This window comes from Streptomyces hygroscopicus subsp. hygroscopicus (assembly GCF_030269125.1).
Taxonomy (GTDB): domain Bacteria; phylum Actinomycetota; class Actinomycetes; order Streptomycetales; family Streptomycetaceae; genus Streptomyces; species Streptomyces hygroscopicus_C.
Genome location: NZ_BSSM01000004.1, coordinates 89,326 through 114,984, shown reverse-complemented (window position 1 = coordinate 114,984; position 25,659 = coordinate 89,326). Strand labels below are relative to the sequence as shown.

Below are 25,659 nucleotides of genomic sequence, written 5' to 3'. Positions count from 1 at the left end.
CAGTCTGAGTGCGACAGTGTTCACATGAGCAGGAACACGCGGGAGCCGCGCGGTGAGGGCCGAGTCGACTGGGAACCCTCCCATCTGGTCGCGCTGCTGGACCGCAGGGTCGCGCTGCGGGAGGCGGCGCGCCAGGTCTGCGCGCTGACCGGCGCCGATGTCGCGCTGATCGGCGAGATGGAGGACACCGGCGTCGCAGTGGTCCGGTCCTGGGCCGGCACCCACCACACCGGACTGCACAATCTCGTCGTACCCACCGGGCTCGGCCTGGGCGGCAAGGTGCTCGCCACGAACCGGCCCTGCCGCGTCCACGACTACGCGCGCTCCCGCAGCATCACCCACGAGTTCGACGACCCGATCAACGCCGAGGGCATCCGGGCCATGCTGGGTGTGCCGATCCAGCGCGGCGACGAGGTGCTGGGGATGGTCTACGCCGCCTACCGCGATCCCGGGGACTTCGGCACCCGCGCCACGGCCGCGCTCACCCGGATAGCCGACGCCACGGCGCTCTCCCTCGCCGTCGCCGAACTGGCGGACGCCCGGCGCGAGGCGGACACCCTCGCGGAGCGGCGCCGGATCGCCGTCGCGCTGCACGACTCGGTGGGGGCGATGCTCTTCACCGTCGGCGCGCAGGTGCGGGATCTGCGGTCCGACGGTGGCACCACGCCGGAGCTGGCCGAGCGGCTCGGCACGGTCGAGCGGGGGCTCGCGGAGGCGTCCACGGCGCTGCGCCGGTCGCTGGCCGCCCTCAGCGACCTGCCCGCCGACCGTTCGCTGTCCGCCACCGTGACCGCCGACTGCGCGGCGTTCGAGGAACGGACCGGGGTCACCGCCCGCGCGATCACCCTCACCCCCCTGCCCGAGCCGGACCCCTCCCGGTTCCGTATCCTGCTCAGCGCGATACGCGAGGCCCTGCTGAACGTCGAGAAGCACGCCCGCGCCTCGTCCGTCGTCGTGACCCTCATGGCGGCCGACGGGGAGCTGACCGCGGTGGTGTCCGACGACGGCGTGGGCCTCGCCGGTTCCCTGACGCCATCGGTCGGCGGCATCGGGCTGGGCGCCGTGCGCGAGCGGTTGGAACGACTGGGAGGAGACGTGCAGGTCGTGGAGAACGACGACGCCGGGGTCACCGTACGGATCCGGATGCCGCTGCGGTGACCGCCTCCCGTTCCCGGCAGCCGGTCCGGGTCCTCGTGGCCGACGACCACCCGGTGGTGTGCGACGGCGTGAAGCTCCTGGTCCGCCACGACCGGCGGATCGACCTGGTCGGCAGTGCGCAGACCGGTGCGGAGGCCGTACGACAGGCCGTGGCGCTGCGCCCCGACGTGGTGCTCCTCGACCTCCGGCTCCCCGACATGCTCGCCCCCGAGGTCATCGACCGCCTCCACGAGGAGGCGCCCGGCGTGCGGGTCCTGCTCTTCACCGCGTACGGCGACCACGCGGGCGTGCGCACGGCCCTCGACCACGGCGCCGACGGCTGCCTCCTCAAGGACGCCGCCACGCCGGACCTGACGACGGCCCTGCACAAGGTCGCCGCCGGCACCCCTGTCCTCGATCCGCGTCTCTCCGCCCCCGACGACGCCGATCTGCGCCGCCACCTCCAGGAGGCAGGCATCACGCGCCGCGAGTACGACGTGCTCCGCCTGGTCGCCATGGGCCGCACGAACCCGGAGATCGCCGAGGAACTCAACCTGGCGCGGAACACCGTGAAGACGTATCTGCAGGCGGCGATGCACAAGCTCGGGGCGCGCAACCGGGTGGAGGCGATCGCGAAGGCCGGGGAGGCGAGGCTGTTGTGAGGCGCGGGGTGAGGCGTCGGCATCCTGGTTCATCGTTTCGGTTTCGTGGCGCCGTGACTAATGTGACCGGGTGACAGAATTCGTCTTCCTGGACGACACCACAGTGTGGCGGAAGGACTGCGGGCGTCGGCTCGTCGCCGCGTACTCGGCGGCCGGGCTCGGGACGGCCGCGGCCGAGAGGTACGTGGACAAGGGCCGCGCCCTCGCGGGCGACTGGACGGTCGCCGCGATCACGGACGCCGGGGTCCGGGTGGGGTTCGTGGCCGTGAGCGTGGCCGAGGACAAGGGGGCGCTCGCGGGGCGTATCGGGGATCTGCACGTCGACCCGGACCACGCCGGCCGGGGACACGAGCAGGCCGCCCGGGAGTGGGCGCAGGCGTGGTGCGCGGAGCGGGGCGCGCGCCGGGTGGGTGTCCGGCTCGTCGGCCCCGGCCCGGCTGAGGTGTTCGCCGGTTACGACGTCCACGGGCAGGTCAGGGCGCGGCACGTCGACGCCCCGCCGGAGCAGGTGGGCGGTGTCACCGCGCGGCCGATGGCACGGGACGAGTATGCCGACTGGCTCGCTTCCGAGAAGGACGGCTACGTCGGCGACATCGTCCGGTCGGGTGCCATGGGCCACGAGGACGCCGTGCGCAAGTCGGACGACGACTTCGCCGCGCTGCTCCCGGAGGGGCTGGAAACACCCGACCACGCGTTCCTGGTGCTGGAGGCGGCGGACGAGCCGGTCGGCACGGCGTGGCTCAGGCACGCGTACCTGCCGGGGGTCACCTACGGGTACTCCTTGCACATCCACGAGGGACACCGCGGCAGGGGCTACGGGCGGGCCGCGATGGCCGTCGGCGAGCGGGCCGCGTTCGAGGCCGGCGACTCGGCGCTGATGTTCACGGTGTGGGGTGGGAACGAGGTGGCCATGAACCTGTACACGAGCGCGGGGTACCGGGTCGTGGACGAGGCCCGTTCGGTCGAACTGCCCTGACGGGGCGGACGGCGGGCTGCCCCTCGGCGGATCCGGGCGCACACCGGCACGCCCCCGGGGGGGGCGTGCCGGTGATGGGGCTCACCGCCGACTGCGGCCGCTGACGGTCCCTGGTCCGGAAGGCGCCGGCCGGGAGGGCCGTGTCAGCGTCGCCCGCGACGGCCGGGGCCGGCCCGGACGGACCGCGGTACCTCGGCAGTCGCCTCCGCGCCTCCGGGAGAACGCGTCGACGCGGCGAGGAGGACGGCATGGAGTTCGACGTGACCGTGGAGATCCCCCAGGGTTCCCGCAACAAGTACGAGATGGACCACACGCTGCACCGCATCCGCCTGGACCGGCTGCTGTTCACGTCCACCAAGTACCCGGCGGACTACGGCTACATCGAGGGCACCCTCGGCCGCGACGGCGACCCGCTCGACGCGCTCGTACTGACCGGCGACGGCCCGGACGAGAAGGTGCTGTGCGTTCCGGCCCATGACCCGCGCTACGCGGACGTGCAGGACATCGAGGAGATCTCGGAGGTCGACCGGCGAGGCGTCCCGGCGGCGCGCGGTCGGTGCCGGGAGCGCGCGGGCGTGAGCCGGGCCGGCAGCGGCAGGTGTGCGCTGGATCGGGAGCGGGGGCTGAGCCGGACGCGGAGCCGACGGGCGTGAGCCGGATCGGCAGTCGGCGGGCGTGAGCCGGATCGGCAGTCGGCGGGGGTGAGCCGGGCCGGCGGAGTCACCCGGGGGCGCGTGCGTGCTTCCCGGAGCGGGGTGGGGCCGCCGTCCGGCCCGGCCGGCGGTCGACGCGGCGGCGGAGCGCGGCGGACGGCGTCCGGTTCGCCCCGGACCAGGTGGGTGGCGGGTGGACCGAGGGGCCTTGGTGCGCGTCCGCCGGCCTCAGGCTCCGGGCGGGGGTCCCGCAATGGCCGTAGGTCCGGGCGTCCGTGCCCATGTACGCCGCCGGAAGGGACCCATGGCCCCAACCGATGCCGAATCCGGTCCCGGGCGGCCCGCCGCGGAGGCCCCTTCGCCCCTGTCGGCGCGGCCCCCGCCGGAGGCACCGTCGGAGTCGAAGGGGTCGGCACGAGGCGGAGGTCTCCATGATGAGCGGCTTGATGAGCGGCAGACGGCATCTGTGGCGGTGGCGGCGCAATCCGCTGCGCCGGCGCGAGGACGTCGTGGAAGCGTGGATCGTCCTGGCCGTGTGGGTGCTCGTCGCGGTGGTCGGTGCCGTGGTCGCGCCGTTGGCGTTCCGCGCCGCCGAGCACCGGTTCGCGGAGCAGCGCGCCCACCGGCACCCCGTACGGGCGGTCCTGATGGACGACGCGCCTCACGGCGTCACCGCGGAGTGGTCGGCGGACGGACGGGTCCAGGACGCGGTGCGCTGGGTGGCGCCGGACGGTACGTCCCGTACCGGGCGCACGCTGGTGGACCCGAGTCTCGCGGCGGGCGCGACGGTGCCGCTGTGGCAGGACGACCGGGGCCGGCTCGTCACCACGGCCCCCACGAAGCCCGGCGAAGGACGCGTCGAGGCGGGCTTCCTCGCCGTCGGTGCCGCGCTGGCCGCCGCGGCTCCGGTACTGGGCGCGGGCGCTTTCGCACGGGCACGGCTGGACCGGCGTCGGCTGGCCCTGTGGGACCGCGAATGGGATCTGGTGGGGCCCCGGTGAAGTGGGGCCCGGTGAGGAGCCTCCCCGCCGTTGTCGCCCCGGTGCTCGCGAAGAGCGGAGACCGGGGCGCGGCCGTCACGTGTGCGGGACGACCGCGACCGGGGCGGCGATGTGGTGCAGGGCGGAGTGCAGGACGTGGCCGAGGTGGAAGCCGAAGGCGCGGCTGCGGATGCGGCGGCCGACGGCCACGAGGGAGGCGTCGTGGGAGTGGTTGACGAGGACCTGAGCGGCGCTTCCGCAGCGGCTCGCCTCGATCACCTCGACGTCCGGGAACTTCTGCCGCCAGGGCCGCAGCACCTTGCCCAGGAGAACGGCCTGGCCGCGCTGTAGGTCGTCGTAGAGTTCGGCGTCGCCGTAGAAGCGGTAGAAGGAGGTCGGCGGCTCGGGCCAGGCGTGGACGGCGCGCAGCGGGACCTCGCGGCGCGCGGCGGCGTCGAAGGCGAACTCCAGCAGCGCGTCGGCCGGTTCCTCGATGTCGAGGCCGAGCACGACGGGGAGGGAAGACTCCTCGCCGGACGCCTCGGAGGGCGCGCCCGCCGGCCGCGCCCCCTCCCCCGCGCGCACGAGCACCACCGGGCGCTCGGCGCGGGCCACGACGGCGAGGCTCACCGAGCCGACCAGGAACCCGCCGAGCCTCCCGAGCCCCCGGGAGCCCAGCACCAGCAGCTCGGCGTCCCCCGCCGCCTCGCACAGCACGTCGGCCACGGTCCCCGTGAGCTGCGCGGTGGTCACCTGGAGGCCGGGATGCTTCGCGCGGATACCGGTGGCCGCCTCCTCGGCCATCCGCTCGGCCCAGCGCCGGTAGCTGTCGACGTCGAACAGCGGGGTCCGGGCCGCCATTCTCGGCGTGGGTTCCTGGACGTACACGATCTTCAGGGGCAGGTCGCGCAACAACGCCTCGCGCGCCGCCCATTCGGCCGCGGTCCGGCTTTCGGGCGAGTCGTCGATGCCTGCGGTGACGGTTCGGGACATGTCCGCGCCTCCGGGGTGGGTTCCGGCACCGGTGGGATGCCGCCGACGTCAGGGCCCGGTGAGGAGGTTCTTCACCTCGACCACGTCGGTGATCCTCTCGACCTCCGCCAGCAGGCGCTGCGATGTCGCCGCGGGCATCCGTCCGGTCAGTTCCACGATGCCGTCGTGCACGGCCACCTGCACGGCGTCCCGCTCGCCCGGCGGACAGCAGGCCCTCACCGCGGCCTCGACGTCCGCCCTGATACCGGCGTCGTCCCTGATGAGCGCCTGGAGCAGGGCGTCCCTGCGCACGACGCCGACCAGCCGCCCCCCGCGGTCGGTGACCGGCATCCGCTTCAGCCGGGACAGCGCGGCGAGCCACGCGGCCTCGGCGACGGTCGCATCCGGCAGCACCGTGATCGCGGGGCTGGTCATCAGGTCGGCCGCCGTCTCGCCGCGGGCCTTGCCGTGCACACGGCGCTCGCGCAGTCTGCCGATGGGTCCGGGCCGGTGACCGGACGCCTCGAAGGCGACCTTCGCCAGCAGGTCGGACTCCGACACGACGCCGATCACATGGTCCTCCGCGTCGACCACCGGCAGCGCACCCGCCTGCTCGCGGGCCAGCACCCGGGCGATGTCGCGGTACGGCAGGTCGGCACGCACGTGCCCGGCCGGTACGTCCATCACGTCGCGCACCACGGGCCGGCCGGGTGCGTGCGGGGCCGTCGGCCGCTGCGGCGCCGCCGGCGTGCCCTCCTCCTCGGCCGCGTGTCCGGCCGCGGCCGTGGCGACGGCACCCAGGTAGCGGAGCAGCACGTCCTGCCGGGCCGCTTCACCGGGACTCCAGCGACGGCCGGGCGTCTCCCGGCGGGCGTCGGTCTGGGCGGAGAGATTCTCGTGCGCTTCCACGGCGGCCTCCTCGGTCCGTCGGCTGCCTACCGTCCCAGTCTCGCGCGCCCGCGGTCCGTGCCAAGAGCCGAACGGCCCCGAAGGGGCCGGCCGGCGCCGGCCCACCCGGTGCGGGGCGGGGCGGGAGCGGTGAGACTGAAGGGGCAGCCGACCGGCAGGAGGCCGCCGATGACCCTGCGGGACTTCCTGGAACGGTTCCGTCCGACGGGGACGCCGGGAGCGTCCGCCGCCGGTGTCCCCGCCGACCGCACGGCGGAGCGCGCGGCGGAACTGGAGCCCGCCCTCGCCCGACTGGCCGATGCCCAGGAACAGGCGGCGCGGATCCGGGCCGACGCGCAGGAGGCCGCCGCGGCCCTGCGCCGGGACGCCGCGCGCACGGCGGAGCGCGTCGTGGCCGCCGCCCGGGAGCGGGCTCCCGCGGTGCGCCGGCAGGCGGCGGAACCCGTCCTGCGGGAGGCCCGCCGGGAGGCCGAGGCCCTGCGCGCCGCCGGGGAGCGTACCGCCGCGGAGATCCGCGAGCGGGCGGCGGAGCGCATGCCGTCCCTGGTGGACCTCGCGGTGGCCGACGCGCTGCGCCCGGCGGGCGGGTCGCGAGGGGCCCCGTGAGCGCCGGCTGGGTCGCCGCGGCGGTGCGGGCGCGGGCACTCGCCGGACGGTGCCCGGGGCCGGACGGTGCCCGGGAGATCGCACGCGGCCCGGCCCTGGGGGACGCCCTGCGGCTCCTGGCGCCGACGCCGTACGGGCGGTACGCGCGCACGGTGGTCGACCTGCCCGGTGCGCAGCGGGCCGTGACCGCCACGGTCCTGTGGCAGCTGCGGGTGCTGGCCGGATGGCTGCCGCCGGGCGGTGCCCGGCTGCTGGTTCCGCTGGCCGCCGGGTTCGAGATCGCCAACGTGGTGGCTCTGCTGCCCACACCGGACGACCGTCCCGGCAGGGCCCCGGAGCCGTACCGGCTGGGGGCGCTGGAGACCGCCTGGCGGAGCCTGGAGGGTGCGGGGACGCCCACGGAGCTGCGGGCGGCGCTCGCCGCCTCGCCCTGGGGCGACCCGGGAGCCGACACGCCCTGGGCCCTGGTCACGGGCATGCGGATGGCCGCAGCCCGGCGCACCGATGTCGCCGTACCGGCCGCACGGCGCTGGGCGCGGGCGCGCGCGGCACTGCTGGCGGCGCGTGAACGCTTCGTGCACGGCCGCTCGCTGCCGGCGCCCGTACGGCGCGACGCGGCGCGGCTGCTCGGGTCCCGCGCGTCGGACGCCGCCTCCTACGAGGACTTCCGCGACCGTCTGCCGGCGTCGGCCCGCTGGGTGCTGGCGGACGTGGAGGAGCCGGACACGCTGTGGCGGGCCGAGGCCCGCTGGTGGCGAACGGTGCACGCCGATGGCACGGCACTGCTGCGGGAGGGCCGCCCCGGCCCGGGGGTGGTCGTCGGCGCGGTCGCCGTGCTGTCCGCGGACGCCTGGCGGGTGCGGGCGGCGCTGGAGTCGGCGGCGCGCGGCGGCGGGGCCCGGGAGGCGTTCGATGCCCTGGTCTGAGGCGATGGCGCCGGTCCGGATGCGCCGCGTGGCCGTGGTCGTGCCCCGGGCCGCCCTGCGGGACGCGCTGGTGCGGATCGCGGAGGAGGGCTGCGTGGAGCTGGACCGGGCCGAGGAGTCCGCCCCGGGGGCGGCGGGTGCCCGGCTGCAGCGGGTACGGGGGCGGGGCGCGGGGGCCGAGGACGCCGCCCCGGCCGTCCTGGCCGCTGCCGCACCGGACCTCGATCTCCTGGAACGGCGGGGCGACGCGGCCCTGTTGGCGGGCGAGGCCCAGCTGGAGGAACGGATGGCCGCCGCCGTGCGCGAGGGGGAGGTCGCCGCGCTGGCCGGGTGGTGCCCGGCCAGCGAGGTGCCCCGGGTCGCGCGGCGGCTGGCCGAGGTGGGCGGTGCGCTGCTGCCCCTGCCGTCGCCGCGCGGCACCGATCCGCCGACCCAGCTGCGGCCGCACCGGACCGCGTCCTTCACCCCGCTGGTGACGACGTACGGCACCCCGGCGTACGCGGACCTCGATCCGTCGTGGCCCGCGGGGCTCACCTATGTCGCGCTGTTCGGGATCATGTTCGGTGACGTGGGGCACGGGGCGCTGCTGCTGCTCGGTGCCCTCGCGCTGCGCCTCGGCAGGCCCCGCCGAATGGCCCGGCTGGACCGGCTGTGGCCCTTCCTGGCGGGCGCGGGTGTCGCCTCGATGCTCGCGGGCGCCGCCTACGGCGAGTTCTTCGGACCGACCGGGCTGCTGCCGGTGCTGTGGCTGAGTCCGACGGCCGAGCCCGCGCGGCTGCTGGCCGCCGCGGTGGTCCTCGGCGCGGGCCTGCTGGCCCTCGCGCACGCCGCGGGAGCGGTGAACCGGGTGCGGGAGGGCGGCTGGGGCGCGGGACTGTACGCGGCCTCCGGCGGTGCCGGGCTGCTGTTCTACCTGGGGCTGGCGTCGGCTGCGGGCGCCCTCGTCGTGCACCGGACGGCCCTGGCCATGGCCGGTGCCGCGCTCGCGGCGGCGGGGCTGGTGCTGGTGGCGGCCGGGCTGTACCGGGCCACGACGGGCGGCGGAGGAGGACTCGCCGAGACGGCGGTACGGCTGTTCGACATCGTCGTGCGCGCGGGCACCAACACCCTGTCGTTCGCCCGGCTCGCGGCCTTCGGGCTCACCCACGCCGCGCTGGCCGGCCTGGTGTGGCACGGCACCACGGCACTGGCGGGGCGGGGGGGCGCCGCGGTCGCGGGCGCCGGCCTGCTGTTCGTCGTGGGTACGGCCGTCACCTTCGCCCTGGAGGCGCTGGTGGCCGGTGTGCAGGCCCTGCGGCTGGAGTTCTACGAGCTGTTCTCCCGGCTCTTCGGCGCGGAGGGCCGCCCGTTCCGTCCCTGGCGGGTTCCCCGGGCGGAATCCGCAGACCCCGCTGCGAAGGTGGTCCCATGCTCACCTGGCTGATCGTGCTGCCGGTCCTGGTCGCGGTCTTCGGCGCCGTCCGGCTGCTGCGCCGGCGCCGGACCGGACATGCCGTCCGCTGGCTCCTGGCCACGAACCTCGCCCTGCTGGCGGGTGCCCTGGTCGTCCTGTGCACGGCCCTCACGGGGCCGGCCGGCGCCGCGGCGCCGGCCGCCGCGGGCGGCGGGAGCAACGGGTCCGCTCTGATCGGGGCGGCCGTCGCGGTGGCCGGCGCGTCGATCGGGGCCGCGATCGCCGTCGCCTACACGGGCGCCGCTGCGCTGGCCGCGCTGAGCGAGCGGCCGGAGATGTTCGGCCGGGCGATGGTGATCGTCGGCTTGGCGGAGGGCATCGCCGTGTACGGGCTGGTGGTCGCGATCCTGCTCATCGGGAAGGCCTGACGATGGGCACCGTCGCCGCCATCGGTGCCCGGGTCGCCGTGGGCGGGCTGGCCCTGGCCGGGGTCGAGGTCCGCGTCGCCGAGGACGCCGACGCGGTACGCCGGGCCTGGCGGACGCTGCCCGGCACGGTCGCCCTGGTCGTCCTCACGCCCGAGGCCGCCGACGCGCTGGGCACCGAGACCACGGTGCCGGCGCCGAACCGGCCCATGACGGTGGTGATGCCTCCATGACCGTACCCGCGCTCCGCGCCCTGCCAGGGCACCCGGCGTGCGCAGGCACCAGCGACCGCACACCCGGCAGGCACCCCCTCGCCGACCCCCGCCCCCGCACGACCGCACGTCCGCGCACCCCGACCCCGCCACCCCTGCCCCGGCCGGCGCGCACCAGCCGCCCGGAGACCCGCGCCGCCCGCCGGACACGGCTGGGCCCGTCCGGCTCCCCCGGCCCGGCCGTGCCCGAGCCGATCGGCGCCCCGGCGCCGTGCCCCGCTCCGAGCGCGGTGATCCCTCCGTGAGCGCGCCCGTGGATGCCCTGGACCCGGTCCGGGCCGAGCTGTTGCGTGCGGCGCGTGCCTCGGCCGATGCCGTCCTGGAGCGTGCGCGGGAGGATGCGGACGCCACCCTGCGCGGGGCCCGCGCCACGGCCGATGCGGTGCTGGCGCGGGCGCGGGAACTCGGTGGGGCCGACGGCGCGGCCGGGGCCGCGCGGGAACGGGTCCACGCGGCGCAGGACGCCTGGGCGGCGGAGCTCGCGGCGCGCGCCGAGGTCTATGCCGCGTTGCGGGACGCGATCCGCGCGGGTGTGCGGCGAGCCCTGGCGAACGACGCCGCGGCTTCGTCCGCCGTCACGGCCGCGGCACGGGACGCGCTGGGACCGGGGGCCCGCGTCACGGCCGCGGCGGAGGGCGGCGCGACGGCCGATTCGCCCGGCCGCCGCGTCGACCTGTCGGCCGACGCCCTCGCCGACCGCGCCCTGGACCGGCTGGGGGCGCGCGCCGCGACGCTCTGGGAGCCGCCGTGAGCGCCACCGACGTCCCGGCACCGGCCCCCGGGGCGGGCCGTTCCCGGATCCTGCGCGTCTGCGGTCCCCTCGTGGAGGTCGCCTGTCCCGCCGACGTCGCCATGCACGACCTGGTCGCGCTGGGCACCGGCCGGCTCCCGGGCGAGGTCGTCGCCATCGACGGCGACACGGCGACCGTCCAGGCGTACGAGTACACCGGCGGGCTGGCCCCCGGGCACCCGGCCGAGCCCCTGGGGACGCCGTTGTCGGTGCGGCTGTCACCGGAACTGCTCGGCGGCGTCTTCGACGGTCTGCTGCGTCCGCTGGCCGACAGCGGCGACCTGCTCGCGTCGGACGCGCCCGCGGCCGGTGCGTCCCGGCGGCCGTCGTGGCCGTTCACTCCCCGGGTGACGCGAGGAACCGGGGTGGCGGCCGGTGAGGTCCTCGGGGAGATCGGCGCGCGGGTTCCGCTGCGGCTGCTGGTGCCTCCGGGCCTGGCGGGCGAGGTGGGGTGGATCGCGCCGGCGGGCGAGCACCCCTCGGACGCCGTGGTCGCCGAGGTCGGCGGGCAGGAGGTGCGGATGGCGCAGCCCTGGCCGGTGCGCAGGCCGCGCCCGGTCGCCCGGCGGGTGCCGGCCGACCTGCCCCTGAACACCGGTCAGCGGGCCGTCGACCTGCTCTTCCCCGTGGCCCGGGGCAGCACGGTCGCCGTCCCGGGCGGTTTCGGCACCGGCAAGACCATGCTGTTGCAGCAGATCGCCAAGTGGTGCGACGCGGACGTGATCGTGTACGTCGGCTGCGGCGAGCGCGGCAACGAGATGGCGGACGTCATCGAGGAGCTGGGAGCACTGACCGATCCGCGGACCGGGGGCCGGCTGGCGGAGCGGACCGTGACGATCGCGAACACCTCGAACATGCCGATGATGGCGCGCGAGGCGAGCGTGCACACGGGAGCGACGGTCGCCGAGTACTTCCGCGACATGGGTCTCCACGTCGTCCTGATCGCCGACTCGACCTCCCGCTGGGCGGAGGCGCTGCGCGAGTTCGCCTCCCGCATGGGCGAACTCCCCGCCGAGGAGGGCTATCCGGCCGGACTCGCCTCGCAGCTCGCCGCGTTCTACGAGCGGGCGGCGGCGGTCCGCACCCTCGGCGGCGCCGACGGGTCGGTCACGGTGATCGGCGCGGTGTCCCCGCCGGGCGGCGACCGCACCGAGCCGGTCACCGCGCACACCGAACGGTTCGTGCGCTGCCTGTGGAGCCTGGACCGCGATCTCGCCTACGCACGGCACTATCCGGCCGTGTCCTGGTCCGAGTCCTTCTCCCGGGACGCCCCCGCGCTGGCCGCCGCACACGCGCGGGGCGGCGACCCGCGGTGGGCCGAGCGGCGCGGGCGCGTGGCGCGGCAGCTGGCGCAGGCCGACCGGCTCGCCGACCTGGTGGAGCTGGTCGGCATCACCGCGCTGCCGCCCCGGGAGCGGGTCGACGTACTCGCCGGACGGCTGCTGCGCGAGGCCGCGGTCCAGCAGAACGCGCTGAGCCCGGCGGACGCCTACAGCACGCCCGAGAAGACCGCAGCCCTGGTGGACGCCGTACTGACCGTGATCGACCGCTGTCTGGAGCTGGTGGAGGCCGGTACGACCGCGGACGCCGTCGAGGCGGTCGACTTCACCCCGTTGCTGCGGGCCCGTGAGACGGCGGCCCCGGCCGAGACCGCCCCGGTGACGGCGGCCCGCGACCTTGTGCTGGCCCGGCTGAAGGAGACCGCGTGAGGACGTTCCGGCCCAAGGCCCAAGGAGCCGGCATGACGACATCCCGGCCCCAGGAGGCGGTATGACCGGTCCCGCGCCGATCGAGTACACGGGCGTCCGCGAGCTGCGGGGCCCGCTGGTGGTCGTCGAGGGGGTGAGCGGTGTCGGCTGGGACGAGTTCGCCACGATCGTCCTCGACTCCGGTGAGCGGCGGCACGGGCTGGTGCTGGACGTGGACCGCGACCTGGCGGTGGTGCAGGTCCTGGAGGACACGGCCGGGATGAACCGCACCGGCACCCGGGTCGCCTTCTCCGGGTCGCCGCTGCGGATCCCCGTGGGCACCGGTTGGCTGGGCCGGGTGTGCAACGGGCGGGGGGAGGCGGCCGACGGCGGCCCTCCGGTGCTGGGTGTGTCCTCCGCGGCGGTCGGCGGCGCGCCGATCAATCCGGTGCGCCGGGAACCGCCCAACGAGCCGGTGCTCACCGGCGTGGGCGCCGTGGACGTGCTGACCACGCTGGTGCGGGGCCAGAAACTGCCGGTGTTCTCCGCGGCCGGGCTGCCGCACCTGGAACTCGCGGTGCAGATCGCCGACCAGGCGACCTGCGGAGGCGAGCCGTTCGCCGTGGTGTTCGCCGGGATGGGGCTCACGCACGCCGACACGGCGTTCGTGCGGGACGCCCTCGCCGCGCGTTCCGCCGCCCGGGAGCTGGTGCTGTTCGTCAACACCGCCGACGACCCGGTGATCGAACGGATGCTCACCCCGCGGCTGGCCCTGACCGTCGCCGAGCACCTCGCTTTCGCGGAGGGCCGCCACGTGCTGGTGGTGATGACGGACATGACGGCCTACGCGGAGGCGCTGCGCGAGGTGTCCGCCGCGCGCGGTGAGATCCCGGCCCGGCGCGCCTATCCCGGCTATCTCTACAGCGACCTCGCCTCCCTCTACGAGCGCTGCGGCAGGATCAGGGGGCGGCCGGGCTCGGTCACCGTCCTGCCCGTGCTCACCATGCCGGGGGGCGACATCACCCACCCGGTGCCCGATCTGACCGGCTACATCACGGAGGGCCAGATCGTGCTGTCCGCCGACGTCCAGGCCGCCGGTGCCTATCCGCCCGTGGATCCGCTCGCCTCGCTGTCGCGGTTGATGCGCAAGGGAACCGGTCCCGGGCTGACCCGTGGCGACCATCCGGCCCTCGCGGCCCAGCTGATCGCCGCGCTGGCCCGCTCCCGTCAGGTGGCGGAGCTCGCCGATCTCGTCGGCAGGTCCGCGCTGAGCCCGGCCGACCTGCGCCACCTGGAGCTGGAGGACGCCTTCCGCAGCCGGTTCCTCACGCAGGGCCGCGACGAGAACCGGTCGCTCGACGACTCCCTGGACCGGGCCTGGGAGGTGCTGCTGACCCTGCCGCGCGGCCAACTCGGCATGCTCCCGGCCGAACTGCTCGACGCGCACGCCCCGCCGGCGGACGAGGAACCCCGATGAGCCCGCGTGCGCGTCGGACCCCGGCGGGACGGGCCGGACGGCTGCGGCTACGCCGCAGTCTCGCCACGGCCACGCGCGGGGCGGACCTGCTCGAACGCAAACTCCGGCTGCTCTCCGACCGCGAGCACACGGCGCGGCTGGCCGCACGGGAAGCGGAGCGGGTGTGGCGGGAGTGGCTGGCCGAGGCGGAGACCTGGCTGGTGCGCGGAGTGCTGCTCGGCGGTGAGAGCGCGCTGTCCGCGTCCGCACCGGCGGACCGGGCGCGCGTCGACGTCCGCTGGGCCGTGCTCATGGGCGTGCGCCACCCGGTGGCGGTGGACTGGACCGACCCGGTCCGCACCCCGGCGGAGCCGACCGCGCCCAATACGGCGCTCGCGCACGCCGAGAGGGCGTACCGCGCCGCCGTCCGCGCCGCGGCGGAGCTCGCCGTGCACCGGACGGCCGCCGACCTGCTGGCCGCCGAGACCGGCCGGACCCGGCAACGGGTCCGCGCCCTGCGCCGCCACTGGATCCCCCGGCTGCGGGACGAGCTGGCGGCCCTTGAGCTGGCGTTGGAGGAGTCCGAGCACGAGGAGGCGGTACGACGCCGCTGGGCCGCCACCCGGGCGGGCGGGTGAGTGACACCGGGACCCGGGGCGCCGACGCCCGGGGCGAACGGGCGGCCCCGACCGGCAGAGAACCCGCCGAGCGCACGCTCCGGACAGAAGCTCCCGCGGCGGGGCGCGCCGCGGACGAGGCGGCCTGACAGCGACCCTGCGCCGGACACGCCGACGGCGGGCCCGGTGCAGGGCCCGCCGATCGCCGCGACCGGTGTTCAGCCGCCGTGCCGGATCTCCACGTGCTTCGCCTCCCGCTTCTCCGTGCCCAGGCCCACGCTGACCGTCAGCATGCCGTCGGTGTAGTCGGCCTTGACGTCGTCCTCGTCGGCACCGGGCGGCAGCGACACGCTGCGGCTCATGGAGCCGTACCGGATCTCGCTGTGGTTCTTCGTGACGTCCTTCTCGCTGCGTTCGGCGCGGACCGTCAGCACTCCGTCGCCGACGAGGACGTCGATGTCCTCGGGCGCCATGCCCGGGAGCTCCGCCCGTACCACGTAGCGGTCGTCCTCCCTGTAGTCCTCGATCCTCACCGTGTACAGATCACCCATCGTCGGCATCGCGAACCGGGCCGGAAGGTTCTCGAACCAGTCCGGGATCTCCGGGAACGCGAACCTCTGCCTGCGGGTCAGTGTGGCCATCGCCGTGCCTCCTCGGCTCTCGTGCTGTCCGCGGACACCTTCCAGTCCACCGCGCGGGCCCCTCCGCCGCTGAGGCCGAACAGCCCATACCCCGGGCCCTGAGGTCCCTTTCGTCCCGATTCCCCAGCGTCGTGCCGTTGGGTCCCCCCGGGGGCCGATGGTCCCCTGGCAAGGCCCGCGTTTCCGGGCTTTGATGGAAGTCGCGGCGGCGCTCCGCCGCAGTGAGGAGAAGAGGACGATGTCCGCTCCCGTACCCGCGAGCCAGGACGACCCGGCCGCCCGGAGCACCGGTCGTCGGCCGATCGTGGTGGGCGTCGATCCCGACCGCGCCCATCGCATGGCGCCGGCCTGGGCGGCGGACGAGGCGACTCGCCGTCGGCTGCCGCTGCGCCTGGTCCATGTCGAGGGCGTACCGACGCCCGGCGATCGCAAGGAGGCGGTCCCGCCCTCCTGGGAGGGGTGGAACGCGGCGCTGCACGAGGCCGGGAAGCAGGTGCTGGAGGAGGCCGCGGAGTTCGTCACGGCCCGGCATCCGCACCTGGAGGTGGACACGCTGCTCGCCGAGGGCGACCCGGTGTGGACACTGTGCGAGCAGAGCCGCGACGCCGCCTCCCTCGTCCTCGGCTCGCGGCACCTGAGCCGCCGCCAGGAGGTCTTCGGATCCGCGTCCATCGCCCTGCCGGTGATGGCCCGTACGCACTGCCCGCTGGTGGTCGTGCCCGAACCCGAGCACATCACCCAGGACCGGCCGTACTACGTCGTCGGCGTCGACGGCAGCGAACGCTCGGCGGCGGCGGTCGACGTGGCGTTCGAGGAGGCCGCCCTGCGCGGCGCCGGGCTGCGGGCCCTGCTCGTGTGGGAGCACGGCCCGCTGAGGGTCTTCGACGAGAGCGGGCCGCAGGAGGAGTCCCGACGGCTCCTCTCGGAGATCATGGCGGGCCGACACGCGCGCTACCCCGAGGTGGAGCTGCACCACGAAGTGGTCGCGGGCCATCCGGTCCAGGTCCTCACCGAGGCCTCGGCCCATGCGCTGGGCCTGGTGGTGGGCACCCGGGGCCGCGGCGGCTTCGCCGGCATGCTGCTGGGCTCCGTGAGCCAGGGCGTGCTGCACCACGCCCGCTGTCCTGTCATCGCGGTCCCGACCCGCGGGTGAGCGACAGAGCCGGTACGAAGGGAAGCCACCGTGACCGCAGAGCCCCTCGCCGTGAGCACGGCCACCGCGCTGGTCGCGGACGCCGTCGCGGCGCCCTCCCTGGGCAACGCGCAGCCCTGGACGTTCCGTTACCTGCGGGAGAGCGGGGTGCTGCGGTTGTACGCCGACCTGCGGCGCACGCTCCCGCATTCCGACCCGGAGAACCGGGGCCTGCACATGGGCTGCGGCGCGGCACTGCTGAACCTGCGGGTGTCCGCCGCGGCCGCGGGACTCGCCCCGGACGTCCGGCTGCTGCCCGACCCGGCGCAACCGGAACTCCTCGCCGAGGTGCGCCTGTCCGGCACCGGATCACCCGACGCCGCGCTGGCCGTGCTCCACCCGGCGGTCCCGAGGCGGCACTCCAGTCGTCTCCCCTACCGCGACGAGGACATCCCGGCCGCCGTCAGGGAGCGGCTGTCGGACGCGGCCCTTGCCGAGGGGGCCCAACTGGTCTTCCCGGGTGCCTGGCACGTGCGGTCGGTCCTGGAGCTGGTGCGGGACGCCGAGGGCCGGGAGGCGAGCGATCCGGCGTGGCGTGCGGAGACGGCGCGGTGGGCGCACACGGAACCGGCGGCGCCGGGCGCCCCCGGGGCGTCCGACGGCATCCCCGCCGAGGCGTTCGGCCCCCGGCAGCACGGCACCTCCGTTCCGGTACGCGACTTCGCCGCGGGCCGCCCGGTACCCGGACGCGGCCAGGCCGTCTTCGAGCAGAACCCGAACATCGCGCTGCTGGGCACGGTCGAGGACGGCCCGGTGGACTGGCTGCGCGCCGGTCAGGCACTGGAGCGGGTCCTGCTCCGGGCCACCACCGACGGGCTGGTCGCCTCGCTCACCTCCCAGCCCCTGGAGTGGTCCGAGGTCCGGTGGGCCGTCCGTGACCCCGTCTCGGCCATGGCGTACGTCCAGATGGTGATCCGGCTCGGCTACGGCCCCGAGGGCCCCGCGAGCCCGCGGCGGCCGGTGGCCGAAGTGCTCGATGTCGTCTGATCGGACTTCACCGCGCGGTGGGGAGCGATCGCACGGGCTTCCCGGCGGCGCCGGCCGCTCCCGCCGTACGCACGACGGGACGCGTCCGGTGTCCGCGCCGGCCCCCGGGCCGGACCGGCGCTCGCCCAGGCCGGCCCCGCCCGCGGACGGGTGGAACGGGTCCACGCCGCGCCTTCCCTCGCTGTCCGTTCCCGACGTCTTCGCCGCCCTGGACAGCTCCCCACGCGGCCTTCCGTCCGCCGAGGCCGCCGCCCGGCAGGACGGCCACGGCCCCAACGTCCTGCCGGGCGCGCGGCGCGGCCGGCTGTGGCGCCGGCTGCTCGCACAGTTCACCGACCTGTTCGCGGTGGTCCTGCTGGTCTCCTCGGCGATCACGTTCCTCGCCTACGGCCTCGGGCGTCCCCGCGATCCGGCCACCCTCCAGCTCGCCCTGGCGATCCTCGGGGTGGTCCTGCTCAACGCCGGCATCGGCTTCGCCCAGGAGTACTCCGCCGAGCGCACGGCGCAGTCCCTCCAGGCGATGGTGCCGCACACCTGCCGGGTGCTGAGGGACGGGGAGCGGCGTGAGCTGCCGGCCCGGGACCTGGTGCCGGGCGACGTGGTGGTCCTGGAGGCGGGGGACGCGGTACCGGCCGACTGCCGGCTGGTCGAGGCCCAGGAGGCCGCGGTCGACAACGCCCCGCTCACCGGGGAGAGCGAGCCGGTCGGGCGGGTCGCCGGACCCGTGCCGCCGGGACCGCCGCTACGTGCGCGCAACTGCGTGTTCATGGGCACCGACCTGGTCGCCGGCACGGGCAAGGCCGTCGTGTACGCCACGGGCACGGCCACCGAGTTCGGGCGGATCTTCCGGCTCACCGCGGCCGCCCCGAGGCAGCGGACCCCGCTCCAGCGGCAGGTGGCCGTCATGGCCCGCCGGGTCGCGGGCGTGGCGCTCGCGACGGGTGCCGTCCTCTTCGCCGTACGGGTGCCGGAGGGGCAGCCCTTCGTCGACACGTTCGTCTTCTCCCTCGGGGTGATGGTGGCGCTCGTCCCGGAGGGGCTGCCGGCCACGCTGTCGGTGTCGCTGGCGATCGGTGTCCGCCGGATGGCCCGCCGGCACGCGCTCGTCAAGCAGCTGCTCGCCGTGGAGGCACTGGGCTCGACCAGCGTGATCTGCACGGACAAGACGGGCACCCTCACCCAGGCCGAGATGACCGTCGTACAGCTGTGGGCGGACGGTGTGCCGCACCCGGTGACGGGGGTGGGGTACGCGCCGGTGGGCGAGGTCGCCGACGCGCCGGGGGTGCGGGAGCTGCTGCGGGCGGCGGCCCTGTGCGGCAACGCCCGGCTGGTGCCGCCGGCCGGGCGCGAGACGTGGCGGGTGCTCGGGGACCCCACCGAGGGCGCCCTGCTCGTGGCCGCTCGCAAGGCCGGTCTGGATCCGGCTCGGGAGGAGGCTCTGACGCCCCGGGTGGCGGAGTATCCGTTCGACTCCGGGCGCAAGCTGATGAGCACGGTGCACCGCGATGGTGACGGCACGTTCTTCGCCTGCGTCAAGGGCGCGCCGCTGGAGGTGCTGGCCCGTTGCGACGCCGTCGGCGTGGCGGGGGCTGGGACCGCGCTGACGCAGGCGTACCGGGCCCGGGTGACCGCGGCGGCGGACGGCATGGCCGGGCAGGGTCTGCGCGTGCTCGCGGTCGCCCGGCGGCGGGTGGCCGGGCGACGGCCGCCGCTCGCGGAGGTCGAGTCGGGGCTGACGCTGCTGGGGCTCACGGGGATGTACGATCCGCCGCGGCCGGAAGTGCGGGAGGCGGTCGACGCGTGCCGGCGGGCGGGCATCCGCATCGTCATGGTGACCGGTGACCACCCGCTGACCGCGGAGGCGGTCGCCCGCCGAGTCGGCATCGTGCGCGGGCCGGCGCCGGCCGTGGTGACCGGCGCCGAGCTGGACGCGCTGGACGACGCCGGTCTGGACGCCCTGCTGGCCGGCCGCGCCGAACTGCTGCTGTGCCGGGTCGATCCCGAGCACAAGATGCGGGTGGTGACGGCGCTGCAGCGGCGCGGTGAGGTCGTCGCCGTCACCGGCGACGGAGCCAACGACGCGCCGGCGCTCAAGCACGCGGACATCGGCGTCGCCATGGGTGCCTCGGGTACCGACGTCGCCCGCGAGGCGGCCGTGATGGTGCTGCTCGACGACTCGTTCGCCTCGATCACCACCGCGGTCGGCCTGGGCCGGTCGGTCTACCGGAACATCCGCAAGTTCCTGATCTACCTGTTCAGTCACAACATCGCCGAACTCGTGCCGATCCTCGCGGCGACCTTCGCCGGGTTCCCGCTGGTGCCGATCACCGCCGTGCAGATCCTCGCCATCGACCTCGGCTCGGACGTGCTGCCCGCCCTGGCCCTGGGCGCGGAGCCGATGGAACCCGACGTCATGGACAGCCCGCCCAGGCCCCGACGGGAGCGGCTCTTCTCGACGGCCGTCATGGGCCGCGTCCTCTTCCTCGGCGGTATCCAGGCCGTCGGCGTGTGCGCCGTCTTCTTCTGGCACATCCACGCCTCCGGCATCCCCTACGCGCAGTTCACCAAGGCGGACCCCGTCTACCGGGAGGCGATCACCATGGTTCAGGCCGGCATCGTGGTCAGCCAGTTCTTCAACGCCCTCGCCGTACGCACCGACCGGCAGAGCGTGTTCCGGGCGGGCCTGCTGGGCAACCCGTGGCTGCTGGCGGCCGGCTGCTTCGGCATCGGGCTGATGGCCGCCATCAGCTACGCGCCCCCGCTCCAGGCGGTCTTCAACACCGCGCCCCTGACCCTCGCCGAGTGGGCCGTGCTCGCCGCGTTCGGGGCTCTGCTGCTCGCCGCCGAGGAGGTCCGCAAAGGGCTGGTGCGACGCCGCGGCCGGCGCCCGGGGGGAGCGGCGGGATGAGGGTGATCATCGCCGGCTGCGGCCGGGTCGGTGCCGCCCTGGCGACGCAGCTCGTCACCGAGGGTCACGACGTACGGCTCATCGACCGGCAGCCCAAGGCCCGCGGGCTGCTGCCGCCCGGGTTCCAGGGCGCCTTCCACGTGGGCAACAGCTTCAGTCGTTCCGCGCTGGAGTCGGCCGGCATCGCCCACGCGGACGCCTTCGTCGCGCTCACCTCCGGGGACACCAGCAACATCGTCAGCGCGCGGACGGCCAGGGACGCGTACCGGGTCCCGGTCGTCCTCGCCCGCATCCACGATCCGCGCCGCGCCGACCTCTACCAGGAGCTGGGCATCCCGACGGTCTCCAGCGTCCGCTGGGCCGTCAACCGCTTCCACCAGATGCTGCTGCACCGCCATCTCAGCCCCGAGGTCTCCTTCGGCAGCGGCGAGACCCTCCTCGTACGCTCCCGGCTGCCGTCGTACCTCACCGGGCGGCGGTTGTCCGAGTTCGACGTCGACGGCGAGATCCGCGTCGTGGAGGTCACCAGGGGAGGACATTCGCTGCTGCCCGCCCACGGTGTGCTCGCCGAGCCCGGGGACCTCGTCACCTTCTCCGTCGCCGCGACCGCGCTCGGCCGGCTCGGCGGCTTTCTCGACAAGGAGCTGGGAACGTGAGGGTCCTGATCGCGGGCGCGGGCCGGCTCGGCACCCAGATCGCCCAGGTGCTGTCGGCCGCCCGCAACGACGTCACCCTCGTCGAGTACGACGACGACCGCGTGGCCGAACTCGACGGGCTGAACCAGGTGCGTCTCCTCACCGGCGACGCCTGTGATCCGGGCACGCTGGAGCGCGCGGGGGCCTTCGCCTGCGACCTCGTCATCGCCACCACCGGACGCGACGAGGACAACCTCGTCATCGCCCTGCTCGCCAAGGGGCGGTTCGGCGTGGCCCGGGTGGCCGCGCGCGTCAACGACGCGGAGAACGCGTGGCTCTTCGACGAGCGCTGGGGCGTGGACGTGGCCGTGCCCGCCGCCACCCCGCTGATCTCCCTGATCGAGGAGGCCACCGGCGCGACGGACACGGTGGCGCTGCTCAGGCTGAGCAAGGCGGGCGTGGAGGTCATCGAGACCGCCATCACCGCGCGGTCCCGAGCCGCGGGGCGCACCCTGGGCGAGATCCAGCTGCCCGCGGGCACCGTGGTCGCCACCGTCGTGCGCGACGGCCGGCCCACCGTGCCCGGTCCCGGGGTGCGGCTGCTGCCCGGCGACGAACTCCTGCTCGTGTCGCACGAGGCGACCGAGCGGGAGATCCACGCGGCCTTCCAGTGACCGGGGCCCGGCCTTCGGCGGGCGAGGCCGGGCGTGGCCCCCGACGGCTCACCTCCGGTCGGTCCCCGTAGGGGGCGGCGGTGTGGCGGACCGGGGTTCGGCGAACCGGTGCCACTGGCCCGCGAAGTGCAGCCGGAAGCCGCGCACCCGCGGCGCGGCGAACGTCTCCCCGACCCGGGCGGCCGCATCCCGGCGGTGTGTCGGCGGAGCCGCCGACGCTCACCCTCCGCCGGGCGCGTCCCTGGCGTCATCCGTCCGGTAGGTGAGGTTCCCGGACACCGAAACCACCCCGTCGACCCCCCGGCACAGCTGCTCCACGACAGGGATCTGACTGCGGAACTCCACGACCCCGGCGAGCGTGACCCGTCCGTCGCGCACCTCCGCCGTCACATCGCGGGGATCGAGGAGAAGCATGCCCCGCAGAAGATCCCGGTTGATCTCCTCTCGGATGGCCTCGTCGCGGCGCAGGAAGACCCGCAGCAGGTCGGCGCGGCTGACGATGCCCACGAGCCGGTCGGCCTCGTCCACCACGGGCAGGCGTTTGACGTGCTGGACCTCCATGAGGCGGGCGGCCTCGACCACGGTCCATTCGGGCCGGGCGCACACCGCGGGGGCGGACATCAGTTCCTCGGCACGGGCGCCCTCGGCCTTGGCCCGTTCCCATGCCTCCAGGTGCGGGATCGGGGTCAGGCCCGACGGGTCGGCCTGGTCGGCGCTCTTGCGCAGCAGGTCGGCCTCCGACACCACGCCCATCGGACGTTCCATCTCGTCCACCACGGGGACGGCGGTGATGTCGTTCTCCTCCAGCAGCCTCGCGAGCTCCTTGAACGAGGTGTCGCGCCGGGCCCGGACGACGTCCCGGGTCATGAGTTCCTCGACCGTTCGGTGGTGCATGTCGCCTCCCGGATACGGGGCGCCCACCTCGCGGATACCGGGCTGCGGCCCCGTACGGCGGTGTGGCCCGCGTGGCAGGTCGGATACAGCACCATTCTGCGGAGCCTGGGGCGATCATGCGAACTCACCCCGGCGAACCGACCCGATCGCAGGATCGCCCGGTCGGGGGTCGTCAGGCCGGTGCGCGCTCCGGAAGCCCCCGTCAGGCCTTCCAGGTGCCGACGCGGTCAGCGCGGCGCAGCAGCTGGCGGGCGGTCGGCGCGTCGAGGCCCTCGCCGCGTTCGGTGAGACGGTCGGCGACGGTGGTGCGGAGTTCGACGGGCTTCTGGTTGTCGTACTTGAACTTGGCCCGTACCTCGACGACGTCCAGTCTCAGGCCGCGGATGCCGGGCAGCATCCGGCCGTACGGCGGCCGGTCGACCTCGACGGGGGCGTGGTCGCCGTCGGGCTGGAAGTGGGCCAGCTGGCGGCGCAGCAGCTCGGCCTTGGCCTCGGGGTCGTCGATGATGTGGGCGCGGCAGGTGAACTGGACGGCCGCGTAGTAGCTGGTCGGCACGCCGTCGGTGGGCGGGATGCCGGGCGCGGCGCGCCAGGGGCCGGGGATGAAGGCGTAGTCGCCGCTGACGCCGAAGGTGACGTTCGGGTCGCGCTCGATCGCCTGCCAGACCGGATTGGGCCGGGCGAGGTGGATCAGGAGCTGGTCGCCGTCGGTGGCGAAGTGGGTGGGGACGACGACGGGCGCCTCGCCGGGCAGACCGTTGACGCTGAGCTGCCCGAAGTCATGGCCTTCGGCGAGCCAGGTCCGCCATTCGGCGTCGTCCAGACCGGCGTCCCAGGGCTTGATGAACATGCGGGTCTCCTCGACGGTCGTGCGGCAGGTCGGGCGACACCGGGCACGGCACGTCCCTCACCAGCGGCGGAACGAGGGGACCGTACAACAGCTCGACCGGCCGACGTCAACCACCGCACCGCCTGGTCCACTTCACCGCGCCCCGGCGAGAACAAGGATCGGACGGCGGAGGTCCCGGAATTCGGTGTCCGGGACGGACCCACGACACGATCATGGAACGGCCAACCGAACCCGCGCTCTCCGAGGAAGCACCCACCATGCCCGTACCGGCCGACCCGACCGTCCTCCACCCGATGCCCGAGCAGCCTCGGGTCGTCCTGCTCAAGCCCCTGGTGAAGTCCCCGCTGATCGAGGTCGGCGAGTACTCGTACTACGACGACCCGGACGACGCGACCGCGTTCGAGACGCGCAACGTGCTCTACCACTACGGGCCGGAGAAGCTGGTCATCGGCAAGTTCTGTGCGCTGGGCACGGGCGTGCGGTTCATCATGAACGGCGCCAACCACCGCATGGACGGCCCCTCGACCTTCCCCTTCCCCACCATGGGCGGCTCCTGGGCCGCCCACTTCGACCTGCTCACCGGCCTGCCGAACCGGGGGGACACCGTCGTCGGCAACGACGTCTGGTTCGGGCACGGCGCGACGGTGATGCCCGGCGTACGGATCGGACACGGCGCGGTCATCGCGACCGGTGCCGTGGTCACCGCGGATGTTCCGGACTACGGCATCGTCGGCGGCAACCCGGCCCGCCTCATCCGCACCCGCCACGGCTCCGAGGACGTCGCCCGGCTGCTGGCGGTGGCCTGGTGGGACTGGCCCGCGGAGCACATCACGGAACACATCCGCACCATCATGTCGGGCAGCATCGCGGATCTGGAGGCCGCCGCCCCGCGGGTGTGAGGGACAGCGGAAGGAAATCCGGTGCCCCGGATCGTGAGTACGGCTAGAGTCACCAGCATGCACTTCACTCAGATCTACGGCTGAACGGCTCGGGGCAGCGCCCCGGTTCTCCTCCGCATGCCTCGGCGTGTCCGCCACCAGGACCTGGTGCCGTCGGCACGCCGGCCTGCCGTACCCCGTTCGCCGTAGACCTGGAACGAGTGAGTCCTCTTGTCCCCCATGCCCTCCGCGTCGCGCCGCCGTATCCACATCGCCATGGTCGGCATCCCGATCGTCAGCCATGTCCTGCCCAGTCTGGCGGTCATCCGTGAGCTGGTGGCACGCGGCCACCGGGTGACGTACGCCAACGACCCGGCGGTCGCCGACCTGATCGCGGGCACCGGCGCCGAACTCGTCCCCTGCCCCTCCGGGCTGCCGTTCGCCGACAACACCTGGCCCGAGGACCCCGTCGCCACGATGGACCTCTTCCTCTCCGACGCCATCCGGACCCTCTCCCGGCTGCACGCCGCCTACGTCCAGGACCCGGCGGACCTGTACCTGTACGACATCGGCGCCTACGCCGGGCGCGCCCTCGCCGAGTCGCAGGGCCGGCCCCTGATACAGCTGTCCCCGACCTTCGTCGCCTGGGAGGGCTACGACGAGGAAGTCGCGGCGCACATCCGGCAGTTGCCGGGCGCGGACGCCTACCGGGCGAGGTTCGCCGAGTGGCTCGCCGGGTGCGGGGCGTCCACGACCGATGTGGACTCCTTCTCCGGTCGGCCCGCGCGGGCGCTGGCGCTCATCCCCCGGGCGATGCAGCCGCACGCCGACCGGGTCGACACCAGCACCGTGACCTACGTAGGACCCTGCTTCGACCGGGCGGCGACCGGGGACGGCTGGACCCGCCCGCCAGACGCCGAGAAGGTGCTGCTGGTCTCCCTGGGTTCGGCCTTCACCCGGCAGCCCGGGTTCTACCGCCAGTGCCTCGCGGCCTACGGCGATCTGCCCGGCTGGCATGTCGTCCTCCAGATCGGCAAGTACACCGACCCGGGGGAACTCGGCACCATCCCGTCCAATGTCGAGGTCCACTCCTGGGTCCCGCAGCGCGCGATCCTCGACGAGGCGGACGCCTTCGTCACCCACGCCGGCATGGGCGGCTGCGGCGAGGGCCTGCTCGCGGGCGTCCCGATGATCGCCGTCCCGCAGGCCGCCGAACAGTTCATGAACGCCGACCGGTTGGTGGAGCTGGGCGTGGCCCGCCGTATCGACACCGCGGACGCGACGGCCGACGCACTGAGGGCGGCCCTGGAGGACCTGCTCGGGGATCCGGAGGTCGCGCGCCGCTCCGCCCGGCTGAGTGCCGAGGCGCGGGCCGAAGGCGGGACGGCGCGTGCCGCCGACCTCATCGAAGGGTTGCCGGTCTGAGCCATGGTGTCGGGGGGCAGCGGGGTCGCGGGACCGCCGTCCGGAAGGCCGGTGGTCCTCTCCGGGGCTCCCTCCCGCGACGCGGGCCCGGCGAACGGGGAACGGGATACGGG

Annotated in this window: 26 protein-coding genes; 21 read left to right on the top strand and 5 right to left on the bottom strand. The window is 75.1% G+C overall.

What is annotated here, in order from left to right; all coding sequences use genetic code 11:
* Window positions 1-24 precede the first annotated feature (24 nt).
* The 5 genes from QSK45_RS11345 (at window position 25) to QSK45_RS11325 (ending at window position 4,429) form a co-directional block, all read left to right on the top strand.
* Window positions 25-1,158 carry a GAF domain-containing sensor histidine kinase gene (locus tag QSK45_RS11345; RefSeq protein WP_285555748.1) on the top strand — a complete coding sequence of 378 codons (1,134 nt, stop codon included), beginning with the start codon at window positions 25-27 and terminating at the stop codon, window positions 1,156-1,158.
* Window positions 1,155-1,799: a response regulator gene (locus QSK45_RS11340; protein ID WP_285555746.1), complete on the top strand. Its 645-nt coding sequence runs from the start codon at window positions 1,155-1,157 to the stop codon at window positions 1,797-1,799. Before QSK45_RS11345 ends, QSK45_RS11340 begins: the two co-directional genes overlap by 4 nt.
* A 70-nt stretch (window positions 1,800-1,869) precedes the next feature.
* Window positions 1,870-2,775, top strand: a complete 906-nt coding sequence (locus QSK45_RS11335; protein WP_285555744.1) for a GNAT family N-acetyltransferase — start codon at window positions 1,870-1,872, stop codon at window positions 2,773-2,775.
* A 248-nt stretch (window positions 2,776-3,023) separates the two neighbouring features.
* Entirely contained in the window at window positions 3,024-3,428 is a 405-nt protein-coding gene (locus QSK45_RS11330) for an inorganic diphosphatase (RefSeq protein ID WP_285555741.1), read from the top strand.
* A 446-nt stretch (window positions 3,429-3,874) separates the two neighbouring features.
* Complete coding sequence (locus QSK45_RS11325) at window positions 3,875-4,429, top strand: Rv1733c family protein (protein ID WP_285555739.1); 555 nt, start codon at window positions 3,875-3,877, stop codon at window positions 4,427-4,429.
* 75 nt (window positions 4,430-4,504) lie between these two features.
* On the opposite strand, the gene QSK45_RS11320 is transcribed toward QSK45_RS11325, so the two are convergent.
* The gene (locus QSK45_RS11320; protein WP_285555737.1) at window positions 4,505-5,401 is read right to left on the bottom strand and encodes a universal stress protein; all 897 of its coding nucleotides are present in this window, start codon (window positions 5,399-5,401) and stop codon (window positions 4,505-4,507) included.
* 48 nt (window positions 5,402-5,449) lie between these two features.
* Window positions 5,450-6,289 carry a CBS domain-containing protein gene (locus tag QSK45_RS11315; RefSeq protein WP_285555736.1) on the bottom strand — a complete coding sequence of 280 codons (840 nt, stop codon included), beginning with the start codon at window positions 6,287-6,289 and terminating at the stop codon, window positions 5,450-5,452.
* Window positions 6,290-6,457: 168 nt separating this feature from the next.
* Here QSK45_RS11315 and QSK45_RS11310 point away from each other — a divergent pair, with 168 nt between their 5' ends.
* The 9 genes from QSK45_RS11310 to QSK45_RS11270 all read left to right on the top strand — a co-directional run bounded on the left by QSK45_RS11310 (window position 6,458) and on the right by QSK45_RS11270 (window position 14,483).
* Window positions 6,458-6,895, top strand: a complete 438-nt coding sequence (locus tag QSK45_RS11310) for a hypothetical protein (protein ID WP_285555734.1) — start codon at window positions 6,458-6,460, stop codon at window positions 6,893-6,895.
* Window positions 6,892-7,821, top strand: coding sequence for a hypothetical protein (locus QSK45_RS11305; protein WP_285555732.1), 930 nt, complete (start codon window positions 6,892-6,894; stop codon window positions 7,819-7,821). Before QSK45_RS11310 ends, QSK45_RS11305 begins: the two co-directional genes overlap by 4 nt.
* Entirely contained in the window at window positions 7,808-9,244 is a 1,437-nt protein-coding gene (locus QSK45_RS11300; RefSeq protein ID WP_285555730.1) for a V-type ATPase 116kDa subunit family protein, read from the top strand. The genes QSK45_RS11305 and QSK45_RS11300 overlap by 14 nt, the downstream gene beginning before the upstream one ends.
* Entirely contained in the window at window positions 9,229-9,642 is a 414-nt protein-coding gene (locus QSK45_RS11295) for an ATP synthase subunit C (RefSeq protein WP_285555728.1), read from the top strand. Before QSK45_RS11300 ends, QSK45_RS11295 begins: the two co-directional genes overlap by 16 nt.
* A 2-nt stretch (window positions 9,643-9,644) precedes the next feature.
* A complete protein-coding gene (locus QSK45_RS11290; RefSeq protein ID WP_285555720.1) occupies window positions 9,645-9,872 on the top strand; it encodes a V-type proton ATPase subunit F family protein in 228 nt (75 codons plus the stop codon).
* A gap of 280 nt (window positions 9,873-10,152) precedes the next feature.
* On the top strand, window positions 10,153-10,662 hold the full coding sequence (locus tag QSK45_RS11285) for a hypothetical protein (RefSeq protein WP_285555718.1): 510 nt from the start codon (window positions 10,153-10,155) through the stop codon (window positions 10,660-10,662).
* Window positions 10,659-12,410 (top strand): V-type ATP synthase subunit A, encoded by a 1,752-nt coding sequence (locus QSK45_RS11280; protein WP_285555717.1) that lies wholly within the window; start codon window positions 10,659-10,661, stop codon window positions 12,408-12,410. Before QSK45_RS11285 ends, QSK45_RS11280 begins: the two co-directional genes overlap by 4 nt.
* Window positions 12,411-12,471: 61 nt before the next feature.
* Window positions 12,472-13,866, top strand: coding sequence for a V-type ATP synthase subunit B (locus QSK45_RS11275; RefSeq protein ID WP_285555715.1), 1,395 nt, complete (start codon window positions 12,472-12,474; stop codon window positions 13,864-13,866).
* The gene (locus QSK45_RS11270; protein WP_285555713.1) at window positions 13,863-14,483 is read left to right on the top strand and encodes a V-type ATP synthase subunit D; all 621 of its coding nucleotides are present in this window, start codon (window positions 13,863-13,865) and stop codon (window positions 14,481-14,483) included. Before QSK45_RS11275 ends, QSK45_RS11270 begins: the two co-directional genes overlap by 4 nt.
* 197 nt (window positions 14,484-14,680) lie before the next feature.
* Here the strand turns inward: QSK45_RS11270 and QSK45_RS11265 are convergent, their stop codons facing one another.
* Window positions 14,681-15,103: an Hsp20/alpha crystallin family protein gene (locus tag QSK45_RS11265; protein WP_285555711.1), complete on the bottom strand. Its 423-nt coding sequence runs from the start codon at window positions 15,101-15,103 to the stop codon at window positions 14,681-14,683.
* Window positions 15,104-15,341: 238 nt separating this feature from the next.
* Between QSK45_RS11265 and QSK45_RS11260 the strand changes: the two genes are divergently transcribed.
* The 5 genes from QSK45_RS11260 to QSK45_RS11240 all read left to right on the top strand — a co-directional run bounded on the left by QSK45_RS11260 (window position 15,342) and on the right by QSK45_RS11240 (window position 21,499).
* On the top strand, window positions 15,342-16,256 hold the full coding sequence (locus QSK45_RS11260) for a universal stress protein (RefSeq protein ID WP_285555710.1): 915 nt from the start codon (window positions 15,342-15,344) through the stop codon (window positions 16,254-16,256).
* A 30-nt stretch (window positions 16,257-16,286) separates the two neighbouring features.
* Window positions 16,287-17,282, top strand: coding sequence for an Acg family FMN-binding oxidoreductase (locus QSK45_RS11255; RefSeq protein WP_285555708.1), 996 nt, complete (start codon window positions 16,287-16,289; stop codon window positions 17,280-17,282).
* Window positions 17,283-17,370: 88 nt separating this feature from the next.
* A complete protein-coding gene (locus QSK45_RS11250; protein ID WP_285555705.1) occupies window positions 17,371-20,190 on the top strand; it encodes a cation-translocating P-type ATPase in 2,820 nt (939 codons plus the stop codon).
* Window positions 20,187-20,846 carry a potassium channel family protein gene (locus tag QSK45_RS11245; protein WP_285555704.1) on the top strand — a complete coding sequence of 220 codons (660 nt, stop codon included), beginning with the start codon at window positions 20,187-20,189 and terminating at the stop codon, window positions 20,844-20,846. The genes QSK45_RS11250 and QSK45_RS11245 overlap by 4 nt, the downstream gene beginning before the upstream one ends.
* Window positions 20,843-21,499, top strand: coding sequence for a potassium channel family protein (locus QSK45_RS11240; protein ID WP_285555702.1), 657 nt, complete (start codon window positions 20,843-20,845; stop codon window positions 21,497-21,499). Before QSK45_RS11245 ends, QSK45_RS11240 begins: the two co-directional genes overlap by 4 nt.
* A 219-nt stretch (window positions 21,500-21,718) precedes the next feature.
* On the opposite strand, the gene QSK45_RS11235 is transcribed toward QSK45_RS11240, so the two are convergent.
* Together QSK45_RS11235 and QSK45_RS11230 are read right to left on the bottom strand one after the other, a co-directional pair.
* Window positions 21,719-22,393 (bottom strand): CBS domain-containing protein, encoded by a 675-nt coding sequence (locus QSK45_RS11235; protein WP_285555700.1) that lies wholly within the window; start codon window positions 22,391-22,393, stop codon window positions 21,719-21,721.
* A gap of 202 nt (window positions 22,394-22,595) precedes the next feature.
* Window positions 22,596-23,243, bottom strand: a complete 648-nt coding sequence (locus QSK45_RS11230; RefSeq protein WP_285555699.1) for an FMN-binding negative transcriptional regulator — start codon at window positions 23,241-23,243, stop codon at window positions 22,596-22,598.
* A gap of 257 nt (window positions 23,244-23,500) precedes the next feature.
* Here QSK45_RS11230 and QSK45_RS11225 point away from each other — a divergent pair, with 257 nt between their 5' ends.
* Complete coding sequence (locus tag QSK45_RS11225) at window positions 23,501-24,142, top strand: CatB-related O-acetyltransferase (RefSeq protein ID WP_285556310.1); 642 nt, start codon at window positions 23,501-23,503, stop codon at window positions 24,140-24,142.
* 219 nt (window positions 24,143-24,361) lie between these two features.
* Window positions 24,362-25,546 carry a macrolide family glycosyltransferase gene (locus tag QSK45_RS11220; RefSeq protein WP_490993544.1) on the top strand — a complete coding sequence of 395 codons (1,185 nt, stop codon included), beginning with the start codon at window positions 24,362-24,364 and terminating at the stop codon, window positions 25,544-25,546.
* Window positions 25,547-25,659: the final 113 nt, after the last annotated feature.

Excerpts from the sequence above, each read along its gene's own strand:
- QSK45_RS11345 (WP_285555748.1), top strand. The coding sequence starts at position 25 with ATGAGCAGGAACACGCGGGAGCCGCGCGGTGAGGGCCGAGTCGACTGG.
- QSK45_RS11330 (WP_285555741.1), top strand. The coding sequence starts at position 3,024 with ATGGAGTTCGACGTGACCGTGGAGATCCCCCAGGGTTCCCGCAACAAG.
- QSK45_RS11325 (WP_285555739.1), top strand. The coding sequence starts at position 3,875 with ATGAGCGGCAGACGGCATCTGTGGCGGTGGCGGCGCAATCCGCTGCGC.
- QSK45_RS11320 (WP_285555737.1), bottom strand. The coding sequence starts at position 5,401 with ATGTCCCGAACCGTCACCGCAGGCATCGACGACTCGCCCGAAAGCCGG.
- QSK45_RS11310 (WP_285555734.1), top strand. The coding sequence starts at position 6,458 with ATGACCCTGCGGGACTTCCTGGAACGGTTCCGTCCGACGGGGACGCCG.
- QSK45_RS11300 (WP_285555730.1), top strand. The coding sequence starts at position 7,808 with ATGCCCTGGTCTGAGGCGATGGCGCCGGTCCGGATGCGCCGCGTGGCC.
- QSK45_RS11295 (WP_285555728.1), top strand. The coding sequence starts at position 9,229 with ATGCTCACCTGGCTGATCGTGCTGCCGGTCCTGGTCGCGGTCTTCGGC.
- QSK45_RS11290 (WP_285555720.1), top strand. The coding sequence starts at position 9,645 with ATGGGCACCGTCGCCGCCATCGGTGCCCGGGTCGCCGTGGGCGGGCTG.
- QSK45_RS11275 (WP_285555715.1), top strand. The coding sequence starts at position 12,472 with ATGACCGGTCCCGCGCCGATCGAGTACACGGGCGTCCGCGAGCTGCGG.
- QSK45_RS11270 (WP_285555713.1), top strand. The coding sequence starts at position 13,863 with ATGAGCCCGCGTGCGCGTCGGACCCCGGCGGGACGGGCCGGACGGCTG.
- QSK45_RS11265 (WP_285555711.1), bottom strand. The coding sequence starts at position 15,103 with ATGGCCACACTGACCCGCAGGCAGAGGTTCGCGTTCCCGGAGATCCCG.
- QSK45_RS11260 (WP_285555710.1), top strand. The coding sequence starts at position 15,342 with ATGTCCGCTCCCGTACCCGCGAGCCAGGACGACCCGGCCGCCCGGAGC.
- QSK45_RS11245 (WP_285555704.1), top strand. The coding sequence starts at position 20,187 with ATGAGGGTGATCATCGCCGGCTGCGGCCGGGTCGGTGCCGCCCTGGCG.
- QSK45_RS11235 (WP_285555700.1), bottom strand. The coding sequence starts at position 22,393 with ATGCACCACCGAACGGTCGAGGAACTCATGACCCGGGACGTCGTCCGG.
- QSK45_RS11230 (WP_285555699.1), bottom strand. The coding sequence starts at position 23,243 with ATGTTCATCAAGCCCTGGGACGCCGGTCTGGACGACGCCGAATGGCGG.
- QSK45_RS11225 (WP_285556310.1), top strand. The coding sequence starts at position 23,501 with ATGCCCGTACCGGCCGACCCGACCGTCCTCCACCCGATGCCCGAGCAG.
- QSK45_RS11220 (WP_490993544.1), top strand. The coding sequence starts at position 24,362 with ATGCCCTCCGCGTCGCGCCGCCGTATCCACATCGCCATGGTCGGCATC.